This window comes from Halalkaliarchaeum desulfuricum (assembly GCF_002952775.1).
Classification (GTDB): Archaea; Halobacteriota; Halobacteria; order Halobacteriales; family Haloferacaceae; genus Halalkaliarchaeum; species Halalkaliarchaeum desulfuricum.
Map to the genome: position 1 here is coordinate 64,349 of NZ_CP025066.1, position 22,121 is coordinate 86,469.

At 65.5% G+C, this 22,121-nt stretch carries 26 protein-coding genes; 16 read left to right on the forward strand and 10 right to left on the reverse strand.

What is annotated here, in order from left to right; translation table 11 throughout:
* Nucleotides 1–2: 2 nt before the first annotated feature.
* Nucleotides 3–656 carry a phosphoserine phosphatase SerB gene (gene serB, locus AArcSl_RS00305; protein WP_119813613.1) on the reverse strand — a complete coding sequence of 218 codons (654 nt, stop codon included), beginning with the start codon at nt 654–656 and terminating at the stop codon, nt 3–5.
* Nucleotides 657–807: 151 nt separating this feature from the next.
* On the opposite strand from serB, the gene polX reads away from it, so the two are divergent.
* Nucleotides 808–2,559, forward strand: coding sequence for a DNA polymerase/3'-5' exonuclease PolX (gene polX / locus AArcSl_RS00310; RefSeq protein WP_119813615.1), 1,752 nt, complete (start codon nt 808–810; stop codon nt 2,557–2,559).
* Entirely contained in the window at nt 2,520–3,059 is a 540-nt protein-coding gene (locus AArcSl_RS00315; protein ID WP_394337310.1) for a Mut7-C RNAse domain-containing protein, read from the forward strand. Before polX ends, AArcSl_RS00315 begins: the two co-directional genes overlap by 40 nt.
* A 46-nt stretch (nt 3,060–3,105) precedes the next feature.
* On the opposite strand, the gene AArcSl_RS00320 is transcribed toward AArcSl_RS00315, so the two are convergent.
* The gene (locus tag AArcSl_RS00320; protein WP_119813619.1) at nt 3,106–4,080 is read right to left on the reverse strand and encodes a DUF7139 domain-containing protein; all 975 of its coding nucleotides are present in this window, start codon (nt 4,078–4,080) and stop codon (nt 3,106–3,108) included.
* A 109-nt stretch (nt 4,081–4,189) separates the two neighbouring features.
* Between AArcSl_RS00320 and AArcSl_RS00325 the strand changes: the two genes are divergently transcribed.
* Both AArcSl_RS00325 and AArcSl_RS00330 read left to right on the forward strand, forming a co-directional pair.
* On the forward strand, nt 4,190–4,477 hold the full coding sequence (locus AArcSl_RS00325) for a DUF5789 family protein (protein WP_119813621.1): 288 nt from the start codon (nt 4,190–4,192) through the stop codon (nt 4,475–4,477).
* 43 nt (nt 4,478–4,520) lie between these two features.
* On the forward strand, nt 4,521–4,979 hold the full coding sequence (locus AArcSl_RS00330) for a DUF302 domain-containing protein (RefSeq protein ID WP_119813624.1): 459 nt from the start codon (nt 4,521–4,523) through the stop codon (nt 4,977–4,979).
* 12 nt (nt 4,980–4,991) lie between these two features.
* On the opposite strand, the gene AArcSl_RS16940 is transcribed toward AArcSl_RS00330, so the two are convergent.
* From AArcSl_RS16940 to AArcSl_RS00345, 3 genes are all read right to left on the reverse strand, one after another.
* Nucleotides 4,992–5,246 (reverse strand): preprotein translocase subunit TatA, encoded by a 255-nt coding sequence (locus tag AArcSl_RS16940; protein WP_119813626.1) that lies wholly within the window; start codon nt 5,244–5,246, stop codon nt 4,992–4,994.
* Nucleotides 5,247–5,306: 60 nt separating this feature from the next.
* Entirely contained in the window at nt 5,307–6,638 is a 1,332-nt protein-coding gene (nreA, locus tag AArcSl_RS00340; protein WP_119813628.1) for a DNA repair protein NreA, read from the reverse strand.
* Nucleotides 6,639–6,985: 347 nt separating this feature from the next.
* Nucleotides 6,986–7,951 (reverse strand): transcription initiation factor IIB, encoded by a 966-nt coding sequence (locus AArcSl_RS00345; protein WP_119813630.1) that lies wholly within the window; start codon nt 7,949–7,951, stop codon nt 6,986–6,988.
* Nucleotides 7,952–8,065: 114 nt separating this feature from the next.
* Between AArcSl_RS00345 and rnhA the strand changes: the two genes are divergently transcribed.
* Both rnhA and AArcSl_RS00355 read left to right on the forward strand, forming a co-directional pair.
* A complete protein-coding gene (rnhA, locus tag AArcSl_RS00350; RefSeq protein ID WP_119813632.1) occupies nt 8,066–8,656 on the forward strand; it encodes a ribonuclease HI in 591 nt (196 codons plus the stop codon).
* Nucleotides 8,649–9,260 (forward strand): DUF7108 family protein, encoded by a 612-nt coding sequence (locus AArcSl_RS00355; RefSeq protein ID WP_119813634.1) that lies wholly within the window; start codon nt 8,649–8,651, stop codon nt 9,258–9,260. The genes rnhA and AArcSl_RS00355 overlap by 8 nt, the downstream gene beginning before the upstream one ends.
* A 72-nt stretch (nt 9,261–9,332) precedes the next feature.
* Here AArcSl_RS00355 and AArcSl_RS00360 read toward each other — a convergent pair whose 3' ends face one another.
* Nucleotides 9,333–9,692, reverse strand: coding sequence for a PadR family transcriptional regulator (locus tag AArcSl_RS00360; protein WP_119813636.1), 360 nt, complete (start codon nt 9,690–9,692; stop codon nt 9,333–9,335).
* Nucleotides 9,693–9,946: 254 nt separating this feature from the next.
* On the opposite strand from AArcSl_RS00360, the gene AArcSl_RS00365 reads away from it, so the two are divergent.
* From AArcSl_RS00365 to AArcSl_RS00380, 4 genes are all read left to right on the forward strand, one after another.
* Complete coding sequence (locus AArcSl_RS00365) at nt 9,947–10,480, forward strand: inorganic diphosphatase (RefSeq protein WP_119813638.1); 534 nt, start codon at nt 9,947–9,949, stop codon at nt 10,478–10,480.
* A gap of 359 nt (nt 10,481–10,839) precedes the next feature.
* On the forward strand, nt 10,840–11,781 hold the full coding sequence (locus AArcSl_RS00370; RefSeq protein WP_119813640.1) for a rhomboid family intramembrane serine protease: 942 nt from the start codon (nt 10,840–10,842) through the stop codon (nt 11,779–11,781).
* Nucleotides 11,782–11,791: 10 nt separating this feature from the next.
* A complete protein-coding gene (locus tag AArcSl_RS00375) occupies nt 11,792–12,685 on the forward strand; it encodes an endonuclease V (protein ID WP_119821612.1) in 894 nt (297 codons plus the stop codon).
* A 60-nt stretch (nt 12,686–12,745) separates the two neighbouring features.
* Entirely contained in the window at nt 12,746–13,357 is a 612-nt protein-coding gene (locus AArcSl_RS00380; RefSeq protein WP_119813642.1) for an L-threonylcarbamoyladenylate synthase, read from the forward strand.
* A gap of 38 nt (nt 13,358–13,395) precedes the next feature.
* Here AArcSl_RS00380 and AArcSl_RS00385 read toward each other — a convergent pair whose 3' ends face one another.
* Genes AArcSl_RS00385 through AArcSl_RS00395 form a run of 3 tightly spaced genes read right to left on the reverse strand, consistent with a single transcriptional unit; the run spans nt 13,396 to nt 16,724 of the window.
* Entirely contained in the window at nt 13,396–14,367 is a 972-nt protein-coding gene (locus AArcSl_RS00385) for an aminotransferase class IV (RefSeq protein ID WP_119813644.1), read from the reverse strand.
* Nucleotides 14,360–15,079: an anthranilate synthase component II gene (locus tag AArcSl_RS00390; RefSeq protein WP_119813646.1), complete on the reverse strand. Its 720-nt coding sequence runs from the start codon at nt 15,077–15,079 to the stop codon at nt 14,360–14,362. The genes AArcSl_RS00385 and AArcSl_RS00390 overlap by 8 nt, the downstream gene beginning before the upstream one ends.
* A complete protein-coding gene (locus AArcSl_RS00395; protein WP_119813648.1) occupies nt 15,072–16,724 on the reverse strand; it encodes an anthranilate synthase component I family protein in 1,653 nt (550 codons plus the stop codon). The genes AArcSl_RS00390 and AArcSl_RS00395 overlap by 8 nt, the downstream gene beginning before the upstream one ends.
* 113 nt (nt 16,725–16,837) lie before the next feature.
* Between AArcSl_RS00395 and AArcSl_RS00400 the strand changes: the two genes are divergently transcribed.
* The 6 genes from AArcSl_RS00400 to AArcSl_RS00425 all read left to right on the forward strand — a co-directional run bounded on the left by AArcSl_RS00400 (nt 16,838) and on the right by AArcSl_RS00425 (nt 20,564).
* Nucleotides 16,838–17,128 (forward strand): winged helix-turn-helix domain-containing protein, encoded by a 291-nt coding sequence (locus AArcSl_RS00400; RefSeq protein WP_119821614.1) that lies wholly within the window; start codon nt 16,838–16,840, stop codon nt 17,126–17,128.
* A gap of 38 nt (nt 17,129–17,166) precedes the next feature.
* Complete coding sequence (locus AArcSl_RS00405; RefSeq protein WP_119813650.1) at nt 17,167–17,481, forward strand: EMC6-like membrane protein; 315 nt, start codon at nt 17,167–17,169, stop codon at nt 17,479–17,481.
* Nucleotide 17,482: 1 nt separating this feature from the next.
* On the forward strand, nt 17,483–19,294 hold the full coding sequence (locus AArcSl_RS00410) for a ribosome biogenesis/translation initiation ATPase RLI (protein WP_119813652.1): 1,812 nt from the start codon (nt 17,483–17,485) through the stop codon (nt 19,292–19,294).
* A 428-nt stretch (nt 19,295–19,722) separates the two neighbouring features.
* Nucleotides 19,723–20,004 carry a hypothetical protein gene (locus AArcSl_RS00415; RefSeq protein ID WP_133412108.1) on the forward strand — a complete coding sequence of 94 codons (282 nt, stop codon included), beginning with the start codon at nt 19,723–19,725 and terminating at the stop codon, nt 20,002–20,004.
* Complete coding sequence (locus tag AArcSl_RS00420) at nt 20,001–20,258, forward strand: DUF7123 family protein (protein ID WP_119813656.1); 258 nt, start codon at nt 20,001–20,003, stop codon at nt 20,256–20,258. Before AArcSl_RS00415 ends, AArcSl_RS00420 begins: the two co-directional genes overlap by 4 nt.
* Nucleotides 20,259–20,321: 63 nt before the next feature.
* Complete coding sequence (locus tag AArcSl_RS00425) at nt 20,322–20,564, forward strand: ferredoxin (protein WP_119813658.1); 243 nt, start codon at nt 20,322–20,324, stop codon at nt 20,562–20,564.
* A 15-nt stretch (nt 20,565–20,579) separates the two neighbouring features.
* Here the strand turns inward: AArcSl_RS00425 and AArcSl_RS00430 are convergent, their stop codons facing one another.
* Entirely contained in the window at nt 20,580–22,121 is a 1,542-nt protein-coding gene (locus AArcSl_RS00430; protein ID WP_119813660.1) for a replication factor C large subunit, read from the reverse strand.

Sequence of the window (22,121 nt, forward strand, 5' to 3'; positions counted from 1 at the left end):
GGCTATCGTTCGTTTCGAGCCGAAAGCAGGCCTCGTTCCTCGAACACGCGCGCGAGCCGGGACATCGAGGCGACGACGACGTCACAGGCCGGGCGGACGGCGTCCTTCGGGAGATACCCCACCGAAAGGCCGGCGACTTCCAGCATCGGGAGGTCGTTTGCGCCGTCGCCGACTGCGACGGTTCGCGTCATCGGCACGCCGACTTCCTCGGCGAGGTCCTCCAGTGCCTCGTCTTTCGTCCCATCGACCAGCGGGCCGCCGACGTTCCCGTTGAGCCGGCCGCCGCGGATCGGCAGCCGGTTTGCGATCAGGTGATCGACCTCGACGCCGGCGGATTCGAGTGCGGCCTCGACGCCCCGGTCGAAGCCGCCCGTGAGAATTGCTACGTTGTGGCCCTCCTCCCGGAGCCGTTCGATGAGCCGTGCGGCACCCGGGCGCAGGGTCACCTCTCCGTAGGCTGCCGTCACGTCCTTCTCCGGGAGACCTTCCAGCAGTGCCGCACGCTCGCGGAGGCTCTCGGCGTAGCTCAACTCGTCGTTCATCGCCCGCTCGGTGATCTCGGCGACGTCCGCTTCGACGCCGGCCCGTCGAGCCAGCAACACGGTCATCTCCGAGTCCGAGAGGGTTCCATCGAAGTCGAACGCGATGAGTCGCATGATCGATACTGGCGGCCCGGTTCCTTTTATATCGAGGTGATCGCCGTCGGCCCGAGTTGGCCGATCACGACCGGCGAGAACCGCCTCGATGGGGTCGGAGGAACGGCGAACGGGCACAAAGTGTCTTGGGCCGCAGGAACGAACTGCGAGTATGAGCCGCAACGACGAGGTCGCCCGTCGCCTCGAGGAGTTCGCGGACCTGCTGGAGGCGCAGGGCGTCGAGTACAAGCCGAACGCCTACCGGCGCGCCGCCGAGAACGTCCGGGAGTACCCCGAACCGATCGAGGCGCTGGCGAAAGCCGGCGAGGACGCCGTCGCCGAGATCGACCGGGTCGGCGACGCCATCGCGGCGAAGATCGTCGAGTACGTCCAGACCGGCGGAATCGAGGAACTCGACGAACTCCGCGAGGAGCTGCCGGTCGACATGGGCGCGCTCACCAGCGTCTCCGGCGTCGGCCCCAAAACCGTCGGCACGCTGTACGAGGAGCTTTCGATCACGACGCTCGAGGAGCTGGAGGCGGCTGCCGAAGCGGGAGAAATCCGGGAGGTGAAGGGGTTCGGCGCAAAGACCGAAGAGAATATCCTTGATAACATTCCGTTCGCCCGGAAATCACAGCAGCGATCACGGCTCGGAAACGCCCGTCCAGTCGCGGACGACCTGCTCGCGACGCTTCGGGAGTCTTCAGCGGTCGAAACCGCCGAAACAGCCGGATCGATCCGGCGGTGGCGCGAGACCGTCGGCGACGTCGACGTCCTCGTCGCGAGCGCGGACGGTCCGGCGGTGCTCGAGGCGTTCGCCGAATGGGACGCCGTCGACGCGGTGATCGAGTCGGGCACCTCGAAAGGGAGCGTTCGCGCCGACGGCATGCGGGTCGACCTCCGGGTCGTCGATCCCGACGAGTTCGGGTCGGCGCTCCAGTACTTCACCGGGAGCAAGGACCACAACGTCCACCTCCGCAACCTCGCGATCGATCGCGGGCTCAAGATGAACGAGTACGGCGTCTTCGACGTGAGCGACGTCGACGATCCCGACGCGGGTCAACGAGTCGGCGAACGGATCGCCGGCGAGACGGAGGCGGAAATGTACGACGCGCTCGATCTTCCGCTCGTCCCGCCGGAGCTGCGCGAGGACCGCGGCGAGATCGAGGCCGCACAATCGGGTGACCTCCCCGAACTCGTCGAACCCGACGACCTGCGGGGTGACCTCCACACCCACACCGACTGGTCCGACGGAAGAGACGATATCGAGACGATGGTCGCGGCGGCAGCTGAACGCGGCTACGACTACTACGCTGTCACCGACCACGCAGCGGGGCCGGGCGTGTTCGGTAACGCGGGGCTTTCGGACGGCGAGATCCGAGAGCAGGCCGACGCCGTCGCGTCGGTTGCCGAAGACGTCGACCTGGAACTGTTCCACGGGATCGAAGCGAACATCGATTCGGACGGTGTCGTCACGACGGACGACGACGTGCTCGCGGAGTTGGACCTCGTGATCGCCTCGCCACACAGTGCGCTCGATCAGACCGGCGAGACGGCGACGCAGCGGCTCTGTCGGGCAATCGAACACCCGCACGTCGACGTGATCGGTCATCCCACGGGGCGGATCATCAACAGCCGCCCCGGCCTCGACGTCGACGTGAGTCGTGTCGTCGAGGCGGCCGCCGACCACGGGGTCGCACTCGAGGTGAACGCCAACCCGGCACGCCTCGATCTGGCGGACGAACCGATCCGACGTTGCGTCGAAACGGGCGTCCCGATCGTCGTCAACACCGACGCCCACAGCCCAGGCGAGTTCGACTACCTCCGGTACGGGGTTCACACGGCCCGACGGGGATGGGCCGAGGCGGCGGACGTGCTCAACACGTGGGAGGGGTCCGCGATACGGTCGTTCCTGGAGTCGTGAACCGACTGTCGAACTCCGGGGACGAACGCCGGCTCCTGCTGGACGCCATGCTCGGCAAGCTGACGACGTACCTCCGGATGTGTGGGTACGACGCCGCGTACGCCCTCGATCGCGGGATCGAACACGACGGGGAGCTGCTCGCCGTCGCCCGCGAGGAGAACCGGACGCTTCTCACCCGGGATCGCTCCCTCGCCGACCGGGCGGCAGCCGATCAGCAAGACGACACAGCCCCCGGGTCGGTGCTATTGTCCGAACGCGAGGTGACAGACCAGCTCCGGGAACTTCGGGACGCCGGCTTCGACCTCTCGCTTTCGGATCCACCGACACGGTGTGGTCGATGTAACGGACGTCTCGAACCTCCGGCATCCGACGACCCTCGTCCCGAGTACGTCCCCGACCAGGATCCAGTCTGGCGGTGTCGCGACTGTGGGCAGTGGTTCTGGAAGGGAAGTCACTGGGAGGACGTCGCAGCACGGCTCGAGGACGTTCGAACCGGTTGATGGGGGTCGGCGTCAGCGACCTCGTTGAGCCAGCGACCTCGTTGAGTCACCGACCTCTGGGCGTCCAGTCCTCGCAGGCGTCCATGTCGTCCATCCGTTCGTCGTGGAAGTCACAGTACGGCTGCATGCCCTCCGGGGTTCTGACGTACCGGAACTGCGTACACGAGCCGCAGTACTTGTCCGCGGTGGATTCGGACGCCCGATCGGATCTGCCTTTCGAACTTCCCCCTGGTGATTTCCGCGACCGTTTCGACGTTCCTGTCGGGGAGTCGGTCGAGGACGTGGTGTTCGGAGAAGACGTATCCAGCGGCGAGGAGATGTCCGCCGCGTCGGCGCCGCCGTCGCTCGAGGGCGCGGTCGTCGGCGACGGCCCGCTGGACGGTCCCGTCGACCGACCCGACCGGCCGACACCGCCCCGGTTCGTCTGTGTGTCCACGTCGCCGTCCGGGGTCGATCCGAGGAAGCCGATGCCGCCGAGCCCGCGGGAGCCACGTTCGACCTCGACGATCTTCGTTTCCCCTTTGCGCGTTATCTCCATCGTCACCGTCCCGCCCGGGTCGTTCCGGCGTTTGAAGTTGGCGACGCCGACGAACAGACACCAGAACGTCGTCACGGTTCCAAGGAAGTAGATGCTCGAGGTAGCCAGCGTCAGGTCGGCGAGCCCCTCCCCGCAGTTGGAGCCGATCCACTGGCACGGGTATGCGTGATAGAACATCGCGACGCCCAGGATCGCGACTGCGGCACCGACGGTCGCCGCGGCGCGGGTCGCCCGACTCGCCGGAAGCACGGCGAAGATACCCAGAAACACCGCCGGGACGCCGAGCCCGCCGAGCACGCCGCCGTATAGCCGAGCCTCGCCCAGCGAGTACCCTCTCGTGGTGAGGATCTCGGTCCCTGTCGCGAGTATCCCGGCGACGACGAGTAACACCCCCCCGAGAAACAGCCCGATCCCGAGGTACAGCCGTCGGAGGTCGACCTCCGTCCCCGGCCCATCCCCGTACGCCTCCGAGAGACTGGTCATACGCGCGAGTACGTAATCGTCCCTCAAAAGGATATGTCAGACGCACGCACGACGGCCAGTGCCGATGCATCCCGAAAGGACTACTATCGTCGGCAGAAGAGGTGCGGACATGAGCGACGAGGAATCCGAGGAGCCGGAGGAACCCACCGTCGAACTGGGAGAGGGCCCCGACGTCGAGGGGGCGCCGCTTTCGCGTGTCGCCTCCCGGCTGACGTGGCCGCAGACGAAAAGCGACGTCGAGGCCCAGGAGGGCGACGCCGAGATCCGGACCCCCGACGGACCGACATCCCTCTCGGAACTGCTCGAGGACGTCGACGAGACGTATTTCGACTCCAGACAGGCGTTCGTTGCGGAGATCGAGGCCGCCGCCGGTCGCGGCCCCGTCGCGACCGAGTAGCCGGCCGACGAAGGCTTTTGCTCGCTCGGCTCTACCGGTCGGTATGTCGTTACCCTTCGATCCCGACGAGATCGATCCCGAGGAGTACGGCGAAACGCAAACGACCCTCGAGATGGAACACGAGGCGGCCATCGAACACGTCCGGGAGGTCTGTGAAGAGTCCGGATTCGGGATCCCCGTCGAGTTCTCGCCGTCGGAACTACTCAACGAGAAGGTCGACGCCGACCGCGATCCCTACTACGTTCTCGGGGCGTGCAACCCGGCCGTGGCCGATCGTGCGCTGGACGCGACCGACGGCCGGATCGGCGCGCTGTTTCCGTGCAACATGGTCATCTGGGAGCGGGAGCCGGGAGTGCAGGTGGTGTATCACGTGTCGATCATGCGGATCGCGCGACTGCTGGGAATGGCAGTCGACGACGCGGAGATGGACCGAATCGTCGCCGACACCGGAGAACTCGCCGACGACGTCTTCGAGAAACTCGAAAACGAACGGGGCGAGTGAGGGTTCGTAAGGTCACGACTCGCTATCAGTTCGCCCTCGTTCGTTCCGTTCTGCGTCGAGTTCCGACTCGAGTTCGTCGATTCGTCGGTCCTGTTCCTCGAGTTTCGCCCGCAGTTCCGCGTCCGTCTCGGCCGTCGAACTGTTCTCTGTCCCACGGCGCAGGAGGAACACGGCGACGATAACTGCGACTCCAACGAAGGCGCCGAAAAAGGCGAGCATGAGCAGGACGATGAGTAGTTCCGGTCCGCCGGGAACCTGGAGCACCATACCTGGGACACGGCAGGGAACCTAAAAAAACCGTTCCGGGGAGCAGACGGCGGCCAGGATTCACGACCGTTGCGATCCGAAATCCGCCAGCGACGTCTGTAATCCGGCACACAGTCTCGATTTCCGGCGGAGATCTGCGAGGGAAACCGGGAGGTGGGGTGTGATTTCCCGGATTGCCTCGCCGAACGTCTCGGTTTCCCCAGGCTCGTCGTCGAACGCGTTCCGAACCGTCTCCCGGACTTGCCAGACGCCGACTGGCCCCCAGTAGTCGTCGGAGACGTGTCTGAGCACGAGCGCCTTGGCCTGACGATTCCGATCCTGGAGGTGTTCGAGAACTGCCAGTCGGGCGGCGTAGTAGGCGCCGGCGGTCTCTTCGACGTATCCCGTTCGACCGTCCCGGCCTTCGGCGTCGGCAGCGAGCCAGACGCCGGCCTCGGGATCCGGGTTCCAGATCGATCCCGGCGCTTTCATTTCCACGAGTTCGAATTCCCAGTTCCCCGGCGCGAGAACGATCCAGAAGGCGTTTCCGAGATAGTCGTTTCGGTGGACTTCCACGGTGTCGATACTCTGTGTGTTCCGGATCGTCCCCCGAAGGAACTGCCCGACGGTGTCGTCGACGGCGGTGATCGACCACCGCGTCGGAACCAGCCGGCGGTTCTCCCGCTCGCCGAGCGCGCCTGCCGACAGGATCGTGTTTATTTCGTAGACGTCGAACCCCCGGCGATAGAGGTAGTTCATCGCGCCGGTCGCCCGCCAGTCGTCGTCCTCGAGAGTTTTTTGAACCGGCCGGGGGACGTGCGGGTTCTCCGTGAGGTCCGCGCTGTCGGCGGGCGCCCGCGGTCCGGTCGGCGTCGACACGTCGGCGTCGTTCACGTCGAAATCGAGATCGGGCCGGTCCTCGAGGCCGATCTCGACTCCGACGGGTCGGTCGGCGATCGCGACCTCCCGCTGGGTGCCGAGAAAGCCGTCCCAGGCGTCGTAGACGGACCCGCACCCATCTCCATCCCCGGCGGCGGTTCGGTTCCCGAATCCGGTGGCACCCTCGGTGACGTCGACACGATTCGTGGAGTTGAGGAGACTCGTCCGGCGCTGGAATACCCCCTCGATCGAGATGTCTTCGTCGTACCACTCGGCGCTGGTCTCGAACCGGGCGGCCTCCTCCTCGCGGCCGACCGGAGAGAGGATTCCAGTCGACACCCGCGGGTAGTTCGTTCGGCCGACGAAGACGGACGGCGAGACGCTCCCGACGACGGCGTCACCCGAGACCGTCTCCTCGAAGCGGTCCTGGAACGTTTCGAGGTGATCGAGGATGTCGTAGGACTTCTCCTCGGCGAGCTGTCGCCGGCGGGCCCGCTCGTTCACCTCGAGGTCGAGATACTCGTCCAGCCGCATTCATCGATGGTTGGCCGGGGGTACGCTTCAACGTTTCTTCGGTGGCGCTCCCGGTCGGCCGGCGACATTCGGCCTGGTTTCGAAAGAATGGCGAACAGCCGGTGTATTCCCGTTCCCGCGGCGGCACACCGGACTCCCGCCGAGTCCACTCGACTCACTTCGTTCGTTTCGTTACCTCGCCGACTTCCCCCTCGCTTGCTAGCGCTCGCTCGCGGGAATCCCGCCGGAACCGCGCGCGGACTGATCGTCAGGTCACGGTTCGGCTGGTTCGCGATCGTATAAAAGCGTGGACGCGGATTCCAGAATCGGGCCGGGCCGGCGACCGAATGTGACGAGGCGGTGGCCGATCAGCTGTGGATGCCCATCGCTTCGATCTGTTCCTGGTAGCGGTTGCGGATGGTGACTTCGGTGACCTGGGCGACGTCGGCGACTTCGCGCTGGGTTTTCTTCTCGTTGCACAGAAGCGAGGCAGCGTAGATCGCGGCGGCGGCGTAGCCCGTGGGGGATTTCCCCGAAAGGAGTCCCTTCTCGGCGGTGGTCTCGATGATCTCGTTTGCTTTCCCCTGTACCTCCTCGGAGAGTTCGAGTTCCGAACAGAACCGGGGGACGTACTTCTTCGGATCGACCGGTTTCATCTCCAGGCCGAGTTCCTGGGAGATGTACCGGTACGTCCGACCGATTTCCTTGCGCTCGACCCGCGAGACCTCCGAAATCTCCTCGAGCGACCGGGGAATCCCTTCCTTCCTGCAGGCGGCATAGAGGGCGGCGGTGGCGACGCCCTCGATCGAGCGGCCGCGGATGAGGTCTTCATCGAGCGCGCGCCGGTAGATGACGGAAGCGACCTCCCGGACGGAGCGTGGCACGCCCAGCGCCGATGCCATGCGGTCGATCTCCGAGAGGGCAAACTGGAGGTTGCGCTCGCCGGCGTCCTTGGTGCGGATGCGTTCCTGCCACTTGCGCAGCCGGTGCATCTGCGAGCGCTTCTTCGAGGAAATGGACCGCCCGTAGGCGTCCTTGTCCTTCCAGTCGATCGTGGTTGTCAGCCCCTTGTCGTGCATCGTCCGGGTCGTCGGCGCGCCAACCCGCGACTTCTCCTGGCGTTCGGAGTGGTTGAACGCCCGCCACTCCGGCCCGGGATCGATCTGCTCTTCCTCGACGATGAGCCCCGTCTCCTCGTGTATGAGTTCCCCGTCAGCCGTTCTGACCAGGTCTTCCGGATCGACCTCGTCGAGATCGAGTTCCTCCTCGGCGGCCTCGTCTTCTTCCTGCCACGTCTGCTCCCGTTGCTCCCGCTGACGCGTGGGCCGTGTCATCGCATTTTTATACTATTCCGGTATACATACTTAAAGATTGATTCATGCGGCGAAAAACACCGGATCCGCACCGGCAGACGAACCAGCTAAACGTCCGCGCGTCCGACGGCAGATATGCCGGTTATCGAGGCTGATCCGGCCGCCGCCCGCGAGCGTCTCGAGGCGGCCGGCGTCGACGTATCGCCGGGCAACACCGACCACGAGGAGTGGCGCGCCGAGCGGGGGGGCGCCGTCGCGGTCGCGTACGCCGACAAGATCGTCGTCCAGGGCGCCTCGCCGACGGATCTCACCCTCCTGCTCGAGGAGGGAGGTGGCCGGGCACACGTCTACTTCGACGGCGCGAGCCGGGGGAATCCGGGTCCGGCGGCGGTCGGGTGGGTACTGGTCACGAGCGACGGCATCGTCGCCGAGGGCGGCGAGCGGATCGGCGAGGCGACCAACAACCAGGCGGAGTATCGCGCCCTCATCAGGGCGCTCGAGGCGGCCCGGGACTACGGGTTCGACGAGGTCGACGTCCGCGGGGATTCCGAACTCATCGTCAAACAGGTCCGGGGGGAGTGGGACGCGAACGATCCGAGGCTGCGCGAACTTCGGGTCAGGGTTCGCGAACTCCTGTCGTCGTTCGATCGGTGGTCGATCGCACACGTTCCACGTGAAATAAACGACCGCGCCGACGAACTGGCGAACGAGGCGCTCGATGACTGACGCGGAATCGAACGGAAACGACGGAGGCTCGGCCGAGAAACTTCCCGAGGCGACCGTCGACGAGGTAGAACGGCTCACTCGCCTCGCCAGACGGGCGTCCGACGACGACGAGGCCGCCCTCTACCGTCGTGAACGAGATCGACTCCTCCAGGAGTACGGGTTCGCGCCGCGATATCGCGAGAGTGACGACACGCTCGTCTGTTACCCGAGCGAGTGGATGGCGGACGGCACCGCCCAACTGGACCGGATCGAGGATCCGGATCGGGCCAGCGAAATAACGCTTTCCGGACCGGGAGATCCCGATCGCTACGACGAGGTGGAGACACACAACGCCGAGATCGTCGAAGCGGTGGCCGACCAGTACGGCGCCGTCCACGGGGCGAACGCCCGCGCGTTCGCCGACTTCATGGGGAACCACTACGTCAAGCGGGTCGATCGGGCGACGGCAGACGAGATCGCGGAGTTCAGAGAGGAATACTTCCCCAGAAACGCCTGGCCGAGCGACGAACAGCGCGATCGGATCGCCCAGTCGCTTTCGTACGTGTTCGAGGCCGCCGACGGGTCGCTTCCTCCGGGGACACAGCTCTCGGAGGAATTGGAGTGAGTTCGTAGCGAGTCGTTGTCCCGAACCGGCCGTGCCCGAAGCGGCCGGCGTCGACGTCGTTCGTGCCTGAAACTACAGCTGTTCGTCGACGAGCGCTTCGATCTCCCCGGCGCGCTCCTCGTCGGTGACGAACTTCTCGAAGACCCACTCGAGCTGGCTCAACACGGCGTCCTGCCCCGCACGGGTGAGCTCGTACTGGTTGGTTCGTTTGTCGAGTTCGCTCTTTTCGATCAGGCCGAGTTCGACGAGGTCGTCGAGGTTGGGGTACAGCCGCCCGTGGTTGACTTCCGTCCCGTAGTATGCCTCGAGTTCCCGCTTGATCGCGAGCCCGTACATCGGTTCCTTCGCCAGGATGGTCAGTATGTTCTGCTGGAACGCCGTGAGGTCACGCACCACGCCTACTTCGTCCTCAACTGTTTGTGCCTCTGACATACCCGACCGAAGGACATCCGCATATTTAACGTTTAGTAACTGGGAGTAAGTTTATAGTAGTTTATTATTATATTCCTGCACTGTGGATGCTGAATACCGTCGAAAGCAACGGATCGTAGAGAATTATCATTGGAAAAAACATCCGTTTTCGATCCGACCGCTGTCGGTCCCACCGTTTTTCGATCTGAAACGGCTTCCCGACAGGCCCCGCGTGTCGAAAGGACTTTGCTCCCGTTGACGGAAGCGTAGCGTGCATGACGAACCTCTGGAAAGACCTCGAGACGGGACCGAACCCGCCGGAAACGATCTACGCTGTCGTCGAGTGTCTGAAAGGCGAACGGAACAAGTACGAGTACGACAAGGACATCCCCGGTGTCGTCCTCGACCGGGTGCTCCACTCGAACGTCCACTACCCCTCCGATTACGGCTTCATCCCGCAGTCGTACTACGACGACGAGGACCCGTTTGACGTACTCGTACTCGTCGAGGATCAGACCTTCCCCGGCTGTGTCATCGAGGCCCGTCCCATCGCACTGATGAAGATGGACGACGACGGCGAGCAGGACGACAAGGTGATCGCGGTCCCCAGCGAGGATCCGCGGTTCGACCACCTCCAGGATCTCGAAGACATTCCCCAGCAGACGGTCGACGAGATCGACGAGTTCTTCGCGACCTACAAGAACCTCGAGGAGGGCAAGGAGGTCGAGACGCTCGGCTGGGAGGACCGCGAGGCCGCCCTCGATGCGATCGAGCACGCACAGGAACTGTACGAAGAGCGGTTCGGGTAGTCGCCGCCCGGCGTGGCGTATTCGATGTACACATCCGAGCCACATATGAAATAACCGCGAGTTTTCTGCATGCGGTTCAGTTATCGGACGACTGCGACGCATGTGTTATGCGCATGGGTAATTTTTAGGGTGTGGAGAGCGTACCTGTTATCGAGATGGCTACCACTACCTCCCGCGTCGGTATCGACCACCCGACCGTCGTGCCGACCAATTTCGACCCCGAGGAGGCTCAGCACCTCGTTGACGACGGAAACGGGAACCGCGACAGTGCGTGAGCGGCCCGAACGCGGCTTACAGCCGTGACTACCGGCGGCGTCGAGAGGGGAATCCATTTTAGTGTGACCGCGTAATCTTGGGTGATGGCCACCTGTGACGAGTGCGGGGAGTACGAGAACCTGCCGTACCAGTGTCATCGGTGTGGGCGGACGTTCTGTGCGAACCATCGGCTCCCGGAGAACCACGACTGTCCAGGGCTCGACGAGTGGAACGATCCCGGCGGCGTTTTCGACTCGGGATTCGACGACAGCGTCCAGGACCGTGGCGGACCGTCCTCGGGCGGCGGTTCGGGGTTCGGGACGCGGGTGAAACGGCGCGTCGAACGGGAGACGTCGACCGGCGGGCTGGTGAGTTACTTCCGCGGGAACATGACGTTCGTGTTCCTGGGATTGATGTGGGTGACGTTTTTCCTGCAGTTCCTGGTCGCGCTCCTCTTCGGGGGGGCGGTCTCGGAGAGCCTGTTCGTGCTCCGCTCGGCGAACCTGGAGTACGTCTGGACGTGGATCACCTCCATCTTCGCTCACGGCGGGTTCGGACACATCGCCATAAACAGCATCGTGTTGTACTTCTTCGGCCCGCCGGTCGAGCGCCAACTCGGCACCCGACGATACGTCGGGCTGTTCCTCGGCGCGGGGATCATCGCGAGCGCGGCCCAGATCGGGAGCGGGTTCCTGCTCGGGGATCCGGTCGTGGGCGTCGTCGGTGCCTCCGGGGCGATCATGGCTGTAATGGGCGTACTCACGGTGCTGAACCCGAAACTGAAGGTGTATCTCTACTTCGTCCTCCCGATGCCGCTGTGGCTGCTCACCGTCGGCTTCGCGGCGTTTAGCATCTTCGCCGGGCTCGGTGCACTCGACGACAACGTCGCCCACTTCGCGCACCTCGGCGGGCTGGTGGTCGGCCTCGCGTACGGACAGTATTTGAAGGACGAACTCCGCGCCCCCAACCGGCTCCAGTTCGGCGGCGGGGGCGGTTCGGGGGGATCGGGAGGCCCAGGTGGACCGGGCGGACCCGGTCGGTTCTGAGGATGGACTTGTGAAACCTGTTCGTCCCCAGTTCGTCCCCGAACCCGGCCTCGATCGGGAGGAGATGCTCGCCCTCCAGCGGGAACTGACGGCGGCCGCAGTCTTCGAAGACGATCTGTCGTTTTCCCCGGCGGAGGTCGCGCTCGTTGAGCCTGTTCAGTCCCGGGGACCGAATCGATCGGGGGATCACACGCTTGCGTCGTTCTCGAAGGGGGACTCACTCACTCTGGAGGGGGACACACTCGCCTCGAACGGCGACGCGTTCGCGGACGTAGATCCGGGCGGCCCCCCAGTCGTCGCGGGCGTCGACCAGGCGTTCATCGACGACCGCGCGATAAGCGCCGTCGTGCTGCTCCAGGGCCGCGACGTCGTCGGGTGGGCCCACGCGGTCTCGGAACCGCCGATCCCGTACGTCCCCGGACTGCTGGCGTTTCGCGAGGGTGGTCCGATCGTCGACGCGCTCGCCACACTCGCCGTCGAGCCCGATCTGCTCGTGTTCGACGGCTCCGGTCGCATCCACTTCCGGGAGGCGGGCCTCGCAACCCACGTCGGCGTCGTCTTCGACTGCCCCGCCGTCGGCGTCGCGAAGTCGCTTCTGTGCGGGACTCCCGACGAGCCGACCGACGGGCGGCCCGAGGGCTGGTCGACCCCCATTCGGGTCGGTGCCGACGACGACGTCACTGCCCCCGAGGGGACAGTCATCGGGTACGCGTACCAGTCCAGACAGTACGACGGCGAACCGCGGATCAACCCCCTTTACGTGAGTCCCGGTCACCGCGCCAGCGCCGAGACGGCCCGGGAGCTCGTCGCGGCGCTTTCGGCGGGATACAAGCTTCCAGAACCCACCCGGCTCGCCGACCGGTTTGCGGACGAACTGAAAGGCAAGCTCGCGAACGACACATAGCAACTGTCCGACGAACGCAACGAACGCAACGCTTTTTCAGTGTCCGTCGAACCGACGGACATGGACGACACCCGCCTCGACGAGGGGACGGCCGCCGCCGTTCGCGAGGCAGCTGGAGCGATCGCCGGGGGCGGGACGGCCGTTTATCCCACCGAAACCGTCTACGGCCTGGGGGCGGACGCGCTCGATCCCGACGCCGTCGAACGGGTGTTCGAGATCAAACGGCGCCCCAGATCCGAACCGCTCTCGCTTGCGGTCCCGACCGCCGAGGACGCGTCGACAGTCGCCGAAATCGACGACCGCACGGAACGGTTCATGTGCCGGTTTCTCCCGGGGCCGGTGACAGTTGTCGTCCCCCGGACGGCGGGGGTTCCGGACGTCCTCACTGCCGGCATGTCCCGGGTTGGAATCCGGGTGCCCGATCACGCCGTCGCGCTCGCATTGCTCCGGGAGACACCGCCGCTCACCGCGACCAGCGCGAACCGGAGCGGCGCCGGCAGCGCCCGCCGGATCGAGGAGATCGATCCGGACGTACGCGAGGCCGTCGACGCGATCGTCGACGGCGGGGAGACGCCGGGCGGGGAAAGCACAGTCGTCGATCCCGGCCGAAACGAGATCATCCGTCGGGGGCTGCTCGCCGACGAGATCGAAGCGTGGCTCGACGAGAACTGACCGGCAGCCGCGGTCGGACGGCTCTTGTGTGTCCCCTGTCAGTAGAATTCGGATTCGATCCGGTCGTCGAACAGATGGGCGAGCAGCCGGGTCACCGGACCGCCCGGGTAGAGTTCGTGTGAATCCTCCGAAAACGGGCCGCCGCCTCCCGACGGGCCGACCGGCTCGCCGTCGACCGACGCGACGGGCCAGACCTCCCCGGTCGTGTTCGTGATGAACACCTCGTCGGCCTCGCGGACCTCGGCCGGTGAGAACGTCCCTTCGTCGACCGGGATCCCCTCCTCGCGGGCCAACTCGATCACCACCTGCCGAGTGACGCCGGGCAGAACCGGGCCATCGAGGCTCGGGGTGTGCAGCGCCTGGTCGTCGACGAAGAAGACGTTGCTCGTCGTTCCCTCCGCGACGTTGCCCTCGACGTCACACAGGAGCGCCTCGTCGGCGTCGGTTCCCCGAAGTTCCAGTCGGGCCAGGATCCCGCCGAGGTAGTTGTGTGTCTTCAGATGTGAGGGCATCACGTTCTCGGGGGGTCGCCTGACGTCGACGGTTCGGAGGGATGCTGGTCCGTCCCACCGCGGCTCTCCGCCCCGGTCCGGTCGGCCTCCGCGGGGCAGCGGCTTCGCGATGACGATGACCGTCGGATCGACCTCCGGATCCGGCGTCAGCTTCCCCGGCTGGACGCCCCTGGTGATCGACAGCCGGACGTACGCCTCCTCGAGGTCGTTTGCTGCGAGCGTCTCGTCGATCCATGCGCGCAGGTCCGCGTCTTCGAGGCCGTGATCCAGTTTCAGCGTCTCGCAGGTGTTTGCGAGGCGTTCCGCGTGATCTCCCCACCTGAAGAGGTCGCCCCCGTAGGCGCGAAGCGTCTCGAACGCCGCGTCGCCGTACATGAACCCTCGATCGTTCACCGCGACCGACGCCTCGTCGGCGGGGACGAGTTCGCCGTCGACGTGGTAGGTGAGCGGTTCCGCCTCGCCGTCCGTTCGCGTTTTCGAGTTGCCGTTGTCACTCATTCTCCCACCTCTCGCACAGTTTCAGGAAGTTCCAGATCATCCGTTTGCCCCCCTCGGTGAGAATGCTTTCGGGATGGAACTGCACCCCGACGTGGGGGCGCGTCTCGTGTCGAACGCCCATGACGACCTCCCGTTCGTCGTCGGTCCGGGCCGTCTCCACGAGCTCGTCGGGGAGGTCGGTCCGCTCGACGCACAGCGAGTGGTACCGCCCGACCTCGAACCGTTCGGGGAGGCCGCCGAACAGCCCCTCCCCGTCGTGTGTCACCGTCGAGGGTTTCCCGTGGACGACGTCTGGCGCGTGTCCCACGGGTGAGCCGTGAGAGGCACACATCGCCTGGTGACCGAGACAGACGCCGAAGATCGGACGGTCGAGCGCGTCGAAAAGCGGGATCGAGATGCCTGCCGCCGCCGGCGTTCCCGGCCCCGGTGAGACGACGACGCCGTCGGGGTCGAGGTCGCGGACCTCCTCGACGTCGACTGCGTCGTTTCGAACGACGATCACTTCCGCTGCGAGTTCGCCGACGTACTGGACCAGGTTGTACGCGAACGAGTCGTAGTTGTCGACGACGAGCACCGTCGCGTCCACGTCGCGTTCGTCCGGTTCCGGAAGATACGCGTCTTCGTTTATCGTCTCCGTCGGCTCCCCGCGGGCTGCGGCGGGAACGGTCCCGTCCCGTTCGGGCGTGGACTCGACGGCGTTCGGTTCAGTCATCGCTCACCTCCGGTTCGTCGACGCGCATCCGGCCGGCTGCGAGCGCCTCGTCGATCGCGGTCACGAGCGCGCGTCCCTTCGCCAGCGTCTCCTCGTACTCGAAGTCGGGATCGGAATCGTGGACGATCCCCGCACCGACCCGGAGGTGATACTCGTCGCGCCACCGCGTCAGCGTCCGGATCACGATGTTGCTCGTCGCGGTCCCGTCGAAGCCGGCGACGAACATCGAGCCGGTGTACGGCCCGCGACGGGTCTTTTCCACCTCGTCGATGATCTCCATCGTCCGGGGTTTGGGGGCACCGGTGATCGTCCCCCCGGGAAACGTCGCGCCGAGCGCGTCGGCGAGACCGACGTCCGGGCGGGCAGTTCCGTCTACCAACGACACCAGATGCATCACTTCGGAGTAGCGATCGACTCTGCGGTACTCGGACACTTCCACGGTGCCGTACTCGCAGACCTTCCCGAGGTCGTTGCGCTCGAGATCGACGAGCATCGCGTGTTCGGCGCGCTCCTTCTCGTCGACGAGGAGGTCCCGCTCGAAGTCGGCGTCCTCCGCGAGCGTCTCACCCCGGGGACGGGTGCCCGCGATCGGTTCGGTGACCAGCCGGCGGCCGTCGCGGTGCAAAAGCAGCTCCGGGGAGGCGCTCACGAGGTCGACGCCGAGCGTCTCGCCGGGCCCGTCGTCCCGCCCCGTGTTTCCGTTCTCTCCTCTCCCCCGATCGCGGGCGAACTCCAGCAGCCCGGAGTACGGGGCGGGGTTCACCTCCCGGAGGGCGTCGTACGCCTCGACGGGGTGCACTGCCGCCGGGGCAACCAGCCGCTGGGAGATGTTGGCCTGGAACGTGTCGCCGTCGCGGATGTACGCTTTGACCTGCCGGACACGGTCGGCGAACGCCGCCGGCCCACAGTCGCTCTCGAACCTGGCCTCGGTCGCGTCGACCGGTGCGGGCCCGACGTCGGGATCGCCATCGAGCGCCCGTTCGGCCAGGTCGCGGGCGCGTTCGACCGCCGCGTCGTAGACGGCGTCGAGGTCCTCCTCGGAATCGGCGGGAGCGGAATCAGCGGGAGCGGAATCAGCGGACCCTCCGACCGTCGGACACGCCGTGACGTGGAGCGTGACGTCTCCCTCGTGGGGTTCCTTCCAGGCGGCCAGTCGGTCGAACAGCGCGGCCTGGAGCCGGGGGAGCTCCCGCTCGTTGTCGGTTTCCTCGGGCAGCGTTTCCAGTTCGCGGGCGACGTCGTACGAGAGCCAGCCGACGACGCCGCAGGGGTACGGCACCGAACAGCCCCCCCGGGCGAGGTCACCGGCGTCGAGAACGCCCGACAGCGCCGACAGCGTCGGAGACGGTCGACGGTAGTCGGCGTACGTCCCGGCTTCGGCGTCCGCAGCGAGATCGGGATCCGCGACGACGGCGTCGGGACTGACAGTCAGCCGTTCGGCCGGATCGACGCCGAAGTAGCCCCAGCCGGACTGACCGCCGGTCGTCTCGAGATAGATCCCTCCCGGGCCGTCGCGAGCGCGTCGGTACGCCCCGTAGGGATCCGGAACGGTCACTCGAAGCTCCACCGGAACCCGTGCGCCGGGTGGGGCCGCTGCGGCCGTCGCGCGGAACGCGGCTCGATCGGTTTCCACGGCGATGCGCATGGCTATCCGTTGTCTGCGGCCGGGGAAAAGATTGCGACAGTCGGCCGCGGTGTGTCAGTCTACTGTTCATTCCGAGCAAGGTTTATGCCTCAGCACTGTTTCGATTCGTAATGATGGCTGGAACCGACTCGGAGGATCTCGAGGATCTTCCCCCGAGCGCCAAACTCGTGTTCAAGGTGCTCGAGTACAACGGCTCGTTGACACAGAAAGGGATCGTCGAAGAATCGATGCTCTCTGCCCGGACGGTACGGTACGCGCTGGAGCGGCTCGAAGACATCGGCGTCGTCGACGAAGACGTCTACTTCGCGGACGCTCGGCAGAACCTCTATCAGCTGAACGGGGCCGCCGCGGAGTTCACCGGTGAGGACGCCGAAAACGACGCCTGCAGGGCCGACGCGGACTAAACGAACGGCTTTTCCCGGCGGCTACCGCACTCACCAGTATGGCAACCGAGACGTCGTCCAGGTACTCCGACCACACGCGGGGGGTGACGGTCACGACGGTCGCGTGTCTGGCGGGCATCGCGTCCGCGATCGTCGCCGCGTACCTGTTCGGTACAACGCCGGACGCCGCACAGAACACGTACGCAGTCGTCGTGATGGCGGGGTTCGTGTTGATCCAGTTCCCGGTACTCAAGCTCATCGGGATCGACATATCGGAGTTCGGCGTGAAGGACAACCTCTACGTCACGTTCATGACCTTCACGCTGTGGTTCATCACGTACACCGTGCTTCTCACCTCGGAAGTGACGCTGTAGTATGGCCGACGACAGCATCGCGGTCGTGGACCTGGATCGCTGTCAGCCGGACCGGTGTAACTACGAGTGTGCAAACTACTGCCCGCCGAACCGCACCGGAAAGGAGTGTATCACGCTCCGCGGCGAGGACACCGAAGCGGGCGATCCCGACCAGATCCGCATTTCCGAGGAGATCTGTCTGGGCGAAACCTGTGGCATCTGCGTTCAAAAGTGCCCGTTCGACGCGATCGAGATCCGCAACCTCCCCGCCGAGCTCTCGGACGATCCGGTCCACCGATACGGCGAAAACGCGTTCGCGCTGTACGGGCTGCCGCTGCCCGAACCGGGCCGGGTGACCGGAATCCTCGGTCCGAACGGGATCGGGAAGTCGACTGCGGTCCACGCGCTGGCTGGCGAACTCGTCCCGAACCTCGGCGATCACGCGGCCGACGCCGATTGGGACCGCGTTCTCGATCGATATCGGGGGACGGAGCTGCAGAACTACCTGAAACGGCTCATCGCCGGCGACGTCACGGTCTCGCGGAAGCCGCAGTACGTCGACCGCATCCCCGATCAGTTCTCGGGGCGGACCCGCGAACTGCTCGAGCGGACCGACGAGCGTGGCGACCTCGATCGGATCGTCGATCGGCTCGGAATCGATCCCGTAATGGAGCAGCCGATCGAATCGATCTCCGGCGGCGAACTCCAGCGGGTGGCGATCGCGGCGGCGCTGGCCCGCGAGGCGGACTTTTACTTCCTCGACGAGATCACGCCGTATCTCGACATCAGCCAGCGGATGACCGTCGCCCGGCTGATCAAGGAACTCGCCGAAGACGAAAATCGATCGATGCTGGTGGTCGAACACGACCTGGCCATTCTCGATCTGTTGACCGACTCGCTGCACGTCGCGTACGGACAGCCGGGGGCGTTCGGCGTCATCACCGATCCCAAATCAGTGCGAAACGGGATCAACGAGTACCTGAAAGGCTACCTCGAAAACGAGAACATGCGGATCCGTCCCTCCCGGATCGAGTTCGAGGAGCACGCTCCGCGGACGTCGTCGACCGGGAACCCGCTCGTCGACTACCCCGACCTGTACAAGTCCTACGGCGAGGGCGAGTTCGAACTGACCGTCGAGGGCGGGACCGTCTACGAGTCGGAGGTGCTGGGCATCGTCGGCCCGAACGGGATCGGGAAATCGACGCTGGCGAAGCTGTTCGCCGGGCGGCTCGAGCCCGACGAGGGTGATCTCGACTTCCGGCTCGACATCGCCTACAAGCCGCAGTACGTCGAGATCGACCAGCCGATGCGGGTCGACGCGTTCCTCTCGTCGATCACGGACGACTTCGGCACCTCCTTCTGGAACACCGAGGTCGCCCAGCCGCTCCAGCTCGAGCGGATTATGGAGCAGAACCTCACCGACCTCTCGGGCGGGGAGCGCCAGCGGGTGGCGATCGCGGCGTGTCTCTCGGAGGAGGCGGATCTCTACCTGTTGGACGAGCCGTCGGCACACCTCGACGTCGATCAGCGGGTGCAGGCGACGACGGCGATCCGACGGTACGCCGAGAACCACGACGCGACGGTGATGGTGATCGACCACGACATCTACATGATCGATCTGCTCTCCGACCGGCTGATGGTGTTCGACGGCGAACCCGCGGTTCGGGGACACGCCTCCAGGCCCCAGGAGATGCGTGCGGGCATGAACGACTTCCTTTCGGACCTGGAGGTCACGTTCCGGCGCGACGAACGCACGAGTCGGCCGCGGATCAACAAACCCGGCTCGCAGAAGGATCGACAGCAAAAGCGGGACGGCGAGTACTATTACGCCTGACGACCGACCTTTTTTAACGAGGGCCTCGGGGACGAGATTCTCGCTTCGCTCACGGGTCGCTCCGCTCCCCGTTCGCCGTCTCACCGGTATTCCGGCCTTCGAGTGAGCGGTGGCTCCGGCGCGCGAGAAAACGGACATCGCGCTATTTCGGTCGGTTCGTCGATCGGCGTCCGGAACAGTCACCGAAACATGTGGTCCGTTCGTAGTTATACTGATGCAGAAGAAACAGCCTCAAAAATACGGATAAAACTTCTAAGCGTTTCTGAAACAGCGATAAACGGTTGGGAAAGTTAACTAAAACGTAGCGTGGGTCTGAAACAGTCGTGAAAACGAGTTCGATCGACGACAAATCGGGCGAATCCACGACAACGCTCTGGGGCTTATATGGGAGTGTGGGACCGTGTATCCAGTGACGAAGGTGAACTCCAATGTCCGGCAGCACACAACCCTCCACTGACCGATTCCCCGTCCCCGGAACCGCGGGGACGATGGCAGAAAGCGCAGTCAGCCGCCTCGGCGAAACAGTCCGCGTCCTCGCGTTCTGGGGCGCTATCCTGCTTCCGCTGGCGTACGTCCCCGTGTTGCACGAATCCGTCGCCGGACAGCGGGTCGACCTGTTTTTGCTCCTGCTCGTGTTGCACGTCGCCTGCATCCTGGTGGGCCACGAGCGGGCCCGCAACAGGTCCCCTGGGGCAGGTGAGTCCCGATGAGCGCCCACTCCTCTACGTCCGGAGCGCTCCCCGACTCTCCGAAAGCCCGCAGACTCGTGAGTCATCTCCGAAAGAAGGCCGCCGACGCGGACGGGGAGCTCTACTTCAAGAGCAAATTCATCGCCGACGACGTCGACCTCTCAGCGAAGGAAATCGGCGCGTTGATGGTGCAACTGGAGGGAGCCGTCCCCGATCTGACGATCGAACGGTGGTCCTACACGAGCGCGACGACCTGGCGAGTCGAACCACGGTAGCCGGCGTCCGGTCGGCTGTGCCGACGAAACTAACTTGCTGGGGGGCGGAGTTCACCTGTCACAATGCGCATCGAGTTCGATCGGAACACCTGCATCGGGATGTTCCAGTGTGTCGACGAGTGGGACGGGTTCGAAGAGAACGTCGACGACGGAAAGGCCGACCTTCCCGGCGCCGAGGAAACAAAAGATGGGGTGTTCGTTCTCGAGGTTCCCGACGGCGAGGAGTTCGAGGCGGAATTTTCCGCACGGGTGTGTCCCGTCGACGCCATCTCTGTGTTCGACGACGACGGCGAACAGATCGTCTGACTGCTGCAACGGTCGTCAGGTGAAGTCGCCGAAACTCAACTGTCCGTCGTCCTCGCCGTCCGTATTTTCGCCGTCACCGGTCTCTGCCTCGCGGTTTTTATCCTCACTGGGGTCGCCATCGCCGGGGACGCCATCGCCGGGGTCGCCATCGCCGGGATCCGCGTCGGATTCGCCGTCGGACCCGATGTCTGACTCGGTGTCGTCGACGTCGGACTCGGTGTCGTCGACCTCCCGGCGGGGTTCGAACGCGCCCCCGGCGTGATCCGCTATCCGCTCTTCGCGCAGGCTCTCGGCGTCCTCGACGATCGACTGGACCTTGTTGGTCGACTCGCCCGAACCGGTGACGAAAGAGACGTGTTTCTCCTCGAACTCGTAGGCAGCCGCCATCGCGACCGTGAGCTCCCGCGGCTTGCAGTGGTGGGTGACCGCCGAGAGGTACGGCAGGATCTCGCGGCGGGCCGTCGCCATGCTCGAACCGTTCGCGGCCGCGATCTTCCGAACGACCTCCTCGGCGGTCGCGTCCGAGGAGCGCCAGAACTGCGGGCGTCCCCACCGCGTCCACCCACCTTTGGTGCCGTCGCGCGAGGCGGCGACACCGGCGGCGACGTTGTCGGTGACGTACCGCCAGTACGAGTAGTCCTGGGTCGCTCGAACCCGGCCGAGCCAGACGTCGGCGTTCGAGAGGAACTCGTAGGCGCGGGCGGCCTCGCCTGTGTCGTACGCCTTCAGGACGTTCCCCTCGACCCACTTGGCGAGATCGTCGGGCGTCTCGTCGACGTCGTACCCCGACTGGAGCGCCTCCTCGGGGGTTTCCTCTTTCAATACGGCGTCGAGGAACGGGAAGATTCCGATCGTCCGATCCCGGTCGCCCGTGACGACCGCCTCGATGGTGATCCGGTCGCGTCCCTCCGCGATCGCCTGGAGATCGTTTACGGCCCCGCGGAGGTCGCCCGCGTTTTGCTCGGCGATCCGCTGGAGCGCCTCCGACTCGAAATCGACGTTCTCCTGCCGGCAGATGTTCCGCAGCACGGGCACGATCGATCGGGGGGAGACGTCCCTGAACTCGATTTCCCGGCAGGCGTTGCGCAGTCCCCGGGACATCTCGTAGTAGTCGTTCGCGATCAATACGATCGGCTGGTCGGCCTCCTTCACCAGCCGGGTTATCGCCCGTGCGCCCCCGCGATCGTAGTTGCCGTGGATGTTGTCCGCCTCGTCGAGGATCACCAGCTGCCGCGAGGCGGTGTCGCCGCCGCGTGCGCCCCCACCGGCGGCACTCCCCGCGAGCGTGGCGTTTTTCGCCGCCCGTCCCGCGAACCGCTCGATGACGTCGGCGGTTCGCTGGTCGGAGGCGTTCAGTTCGACGGTCTTCCACCCCATGTCGCTTGCGAGCGCGTGCGCCGCCGAGGTCTTTCCGACGCCGGGGCTGCCGTACAGGACGACCGCCTCCCGGTGGTCGTCCCAGTTTTCCGCCCACTCGCGGAGCTTCTCTCGGGCCTTGTCGTTGCCCCGAACCTCCGAGAGCGTGCGGGGACGATACGCTTCGGTCCAGTCAGTCAT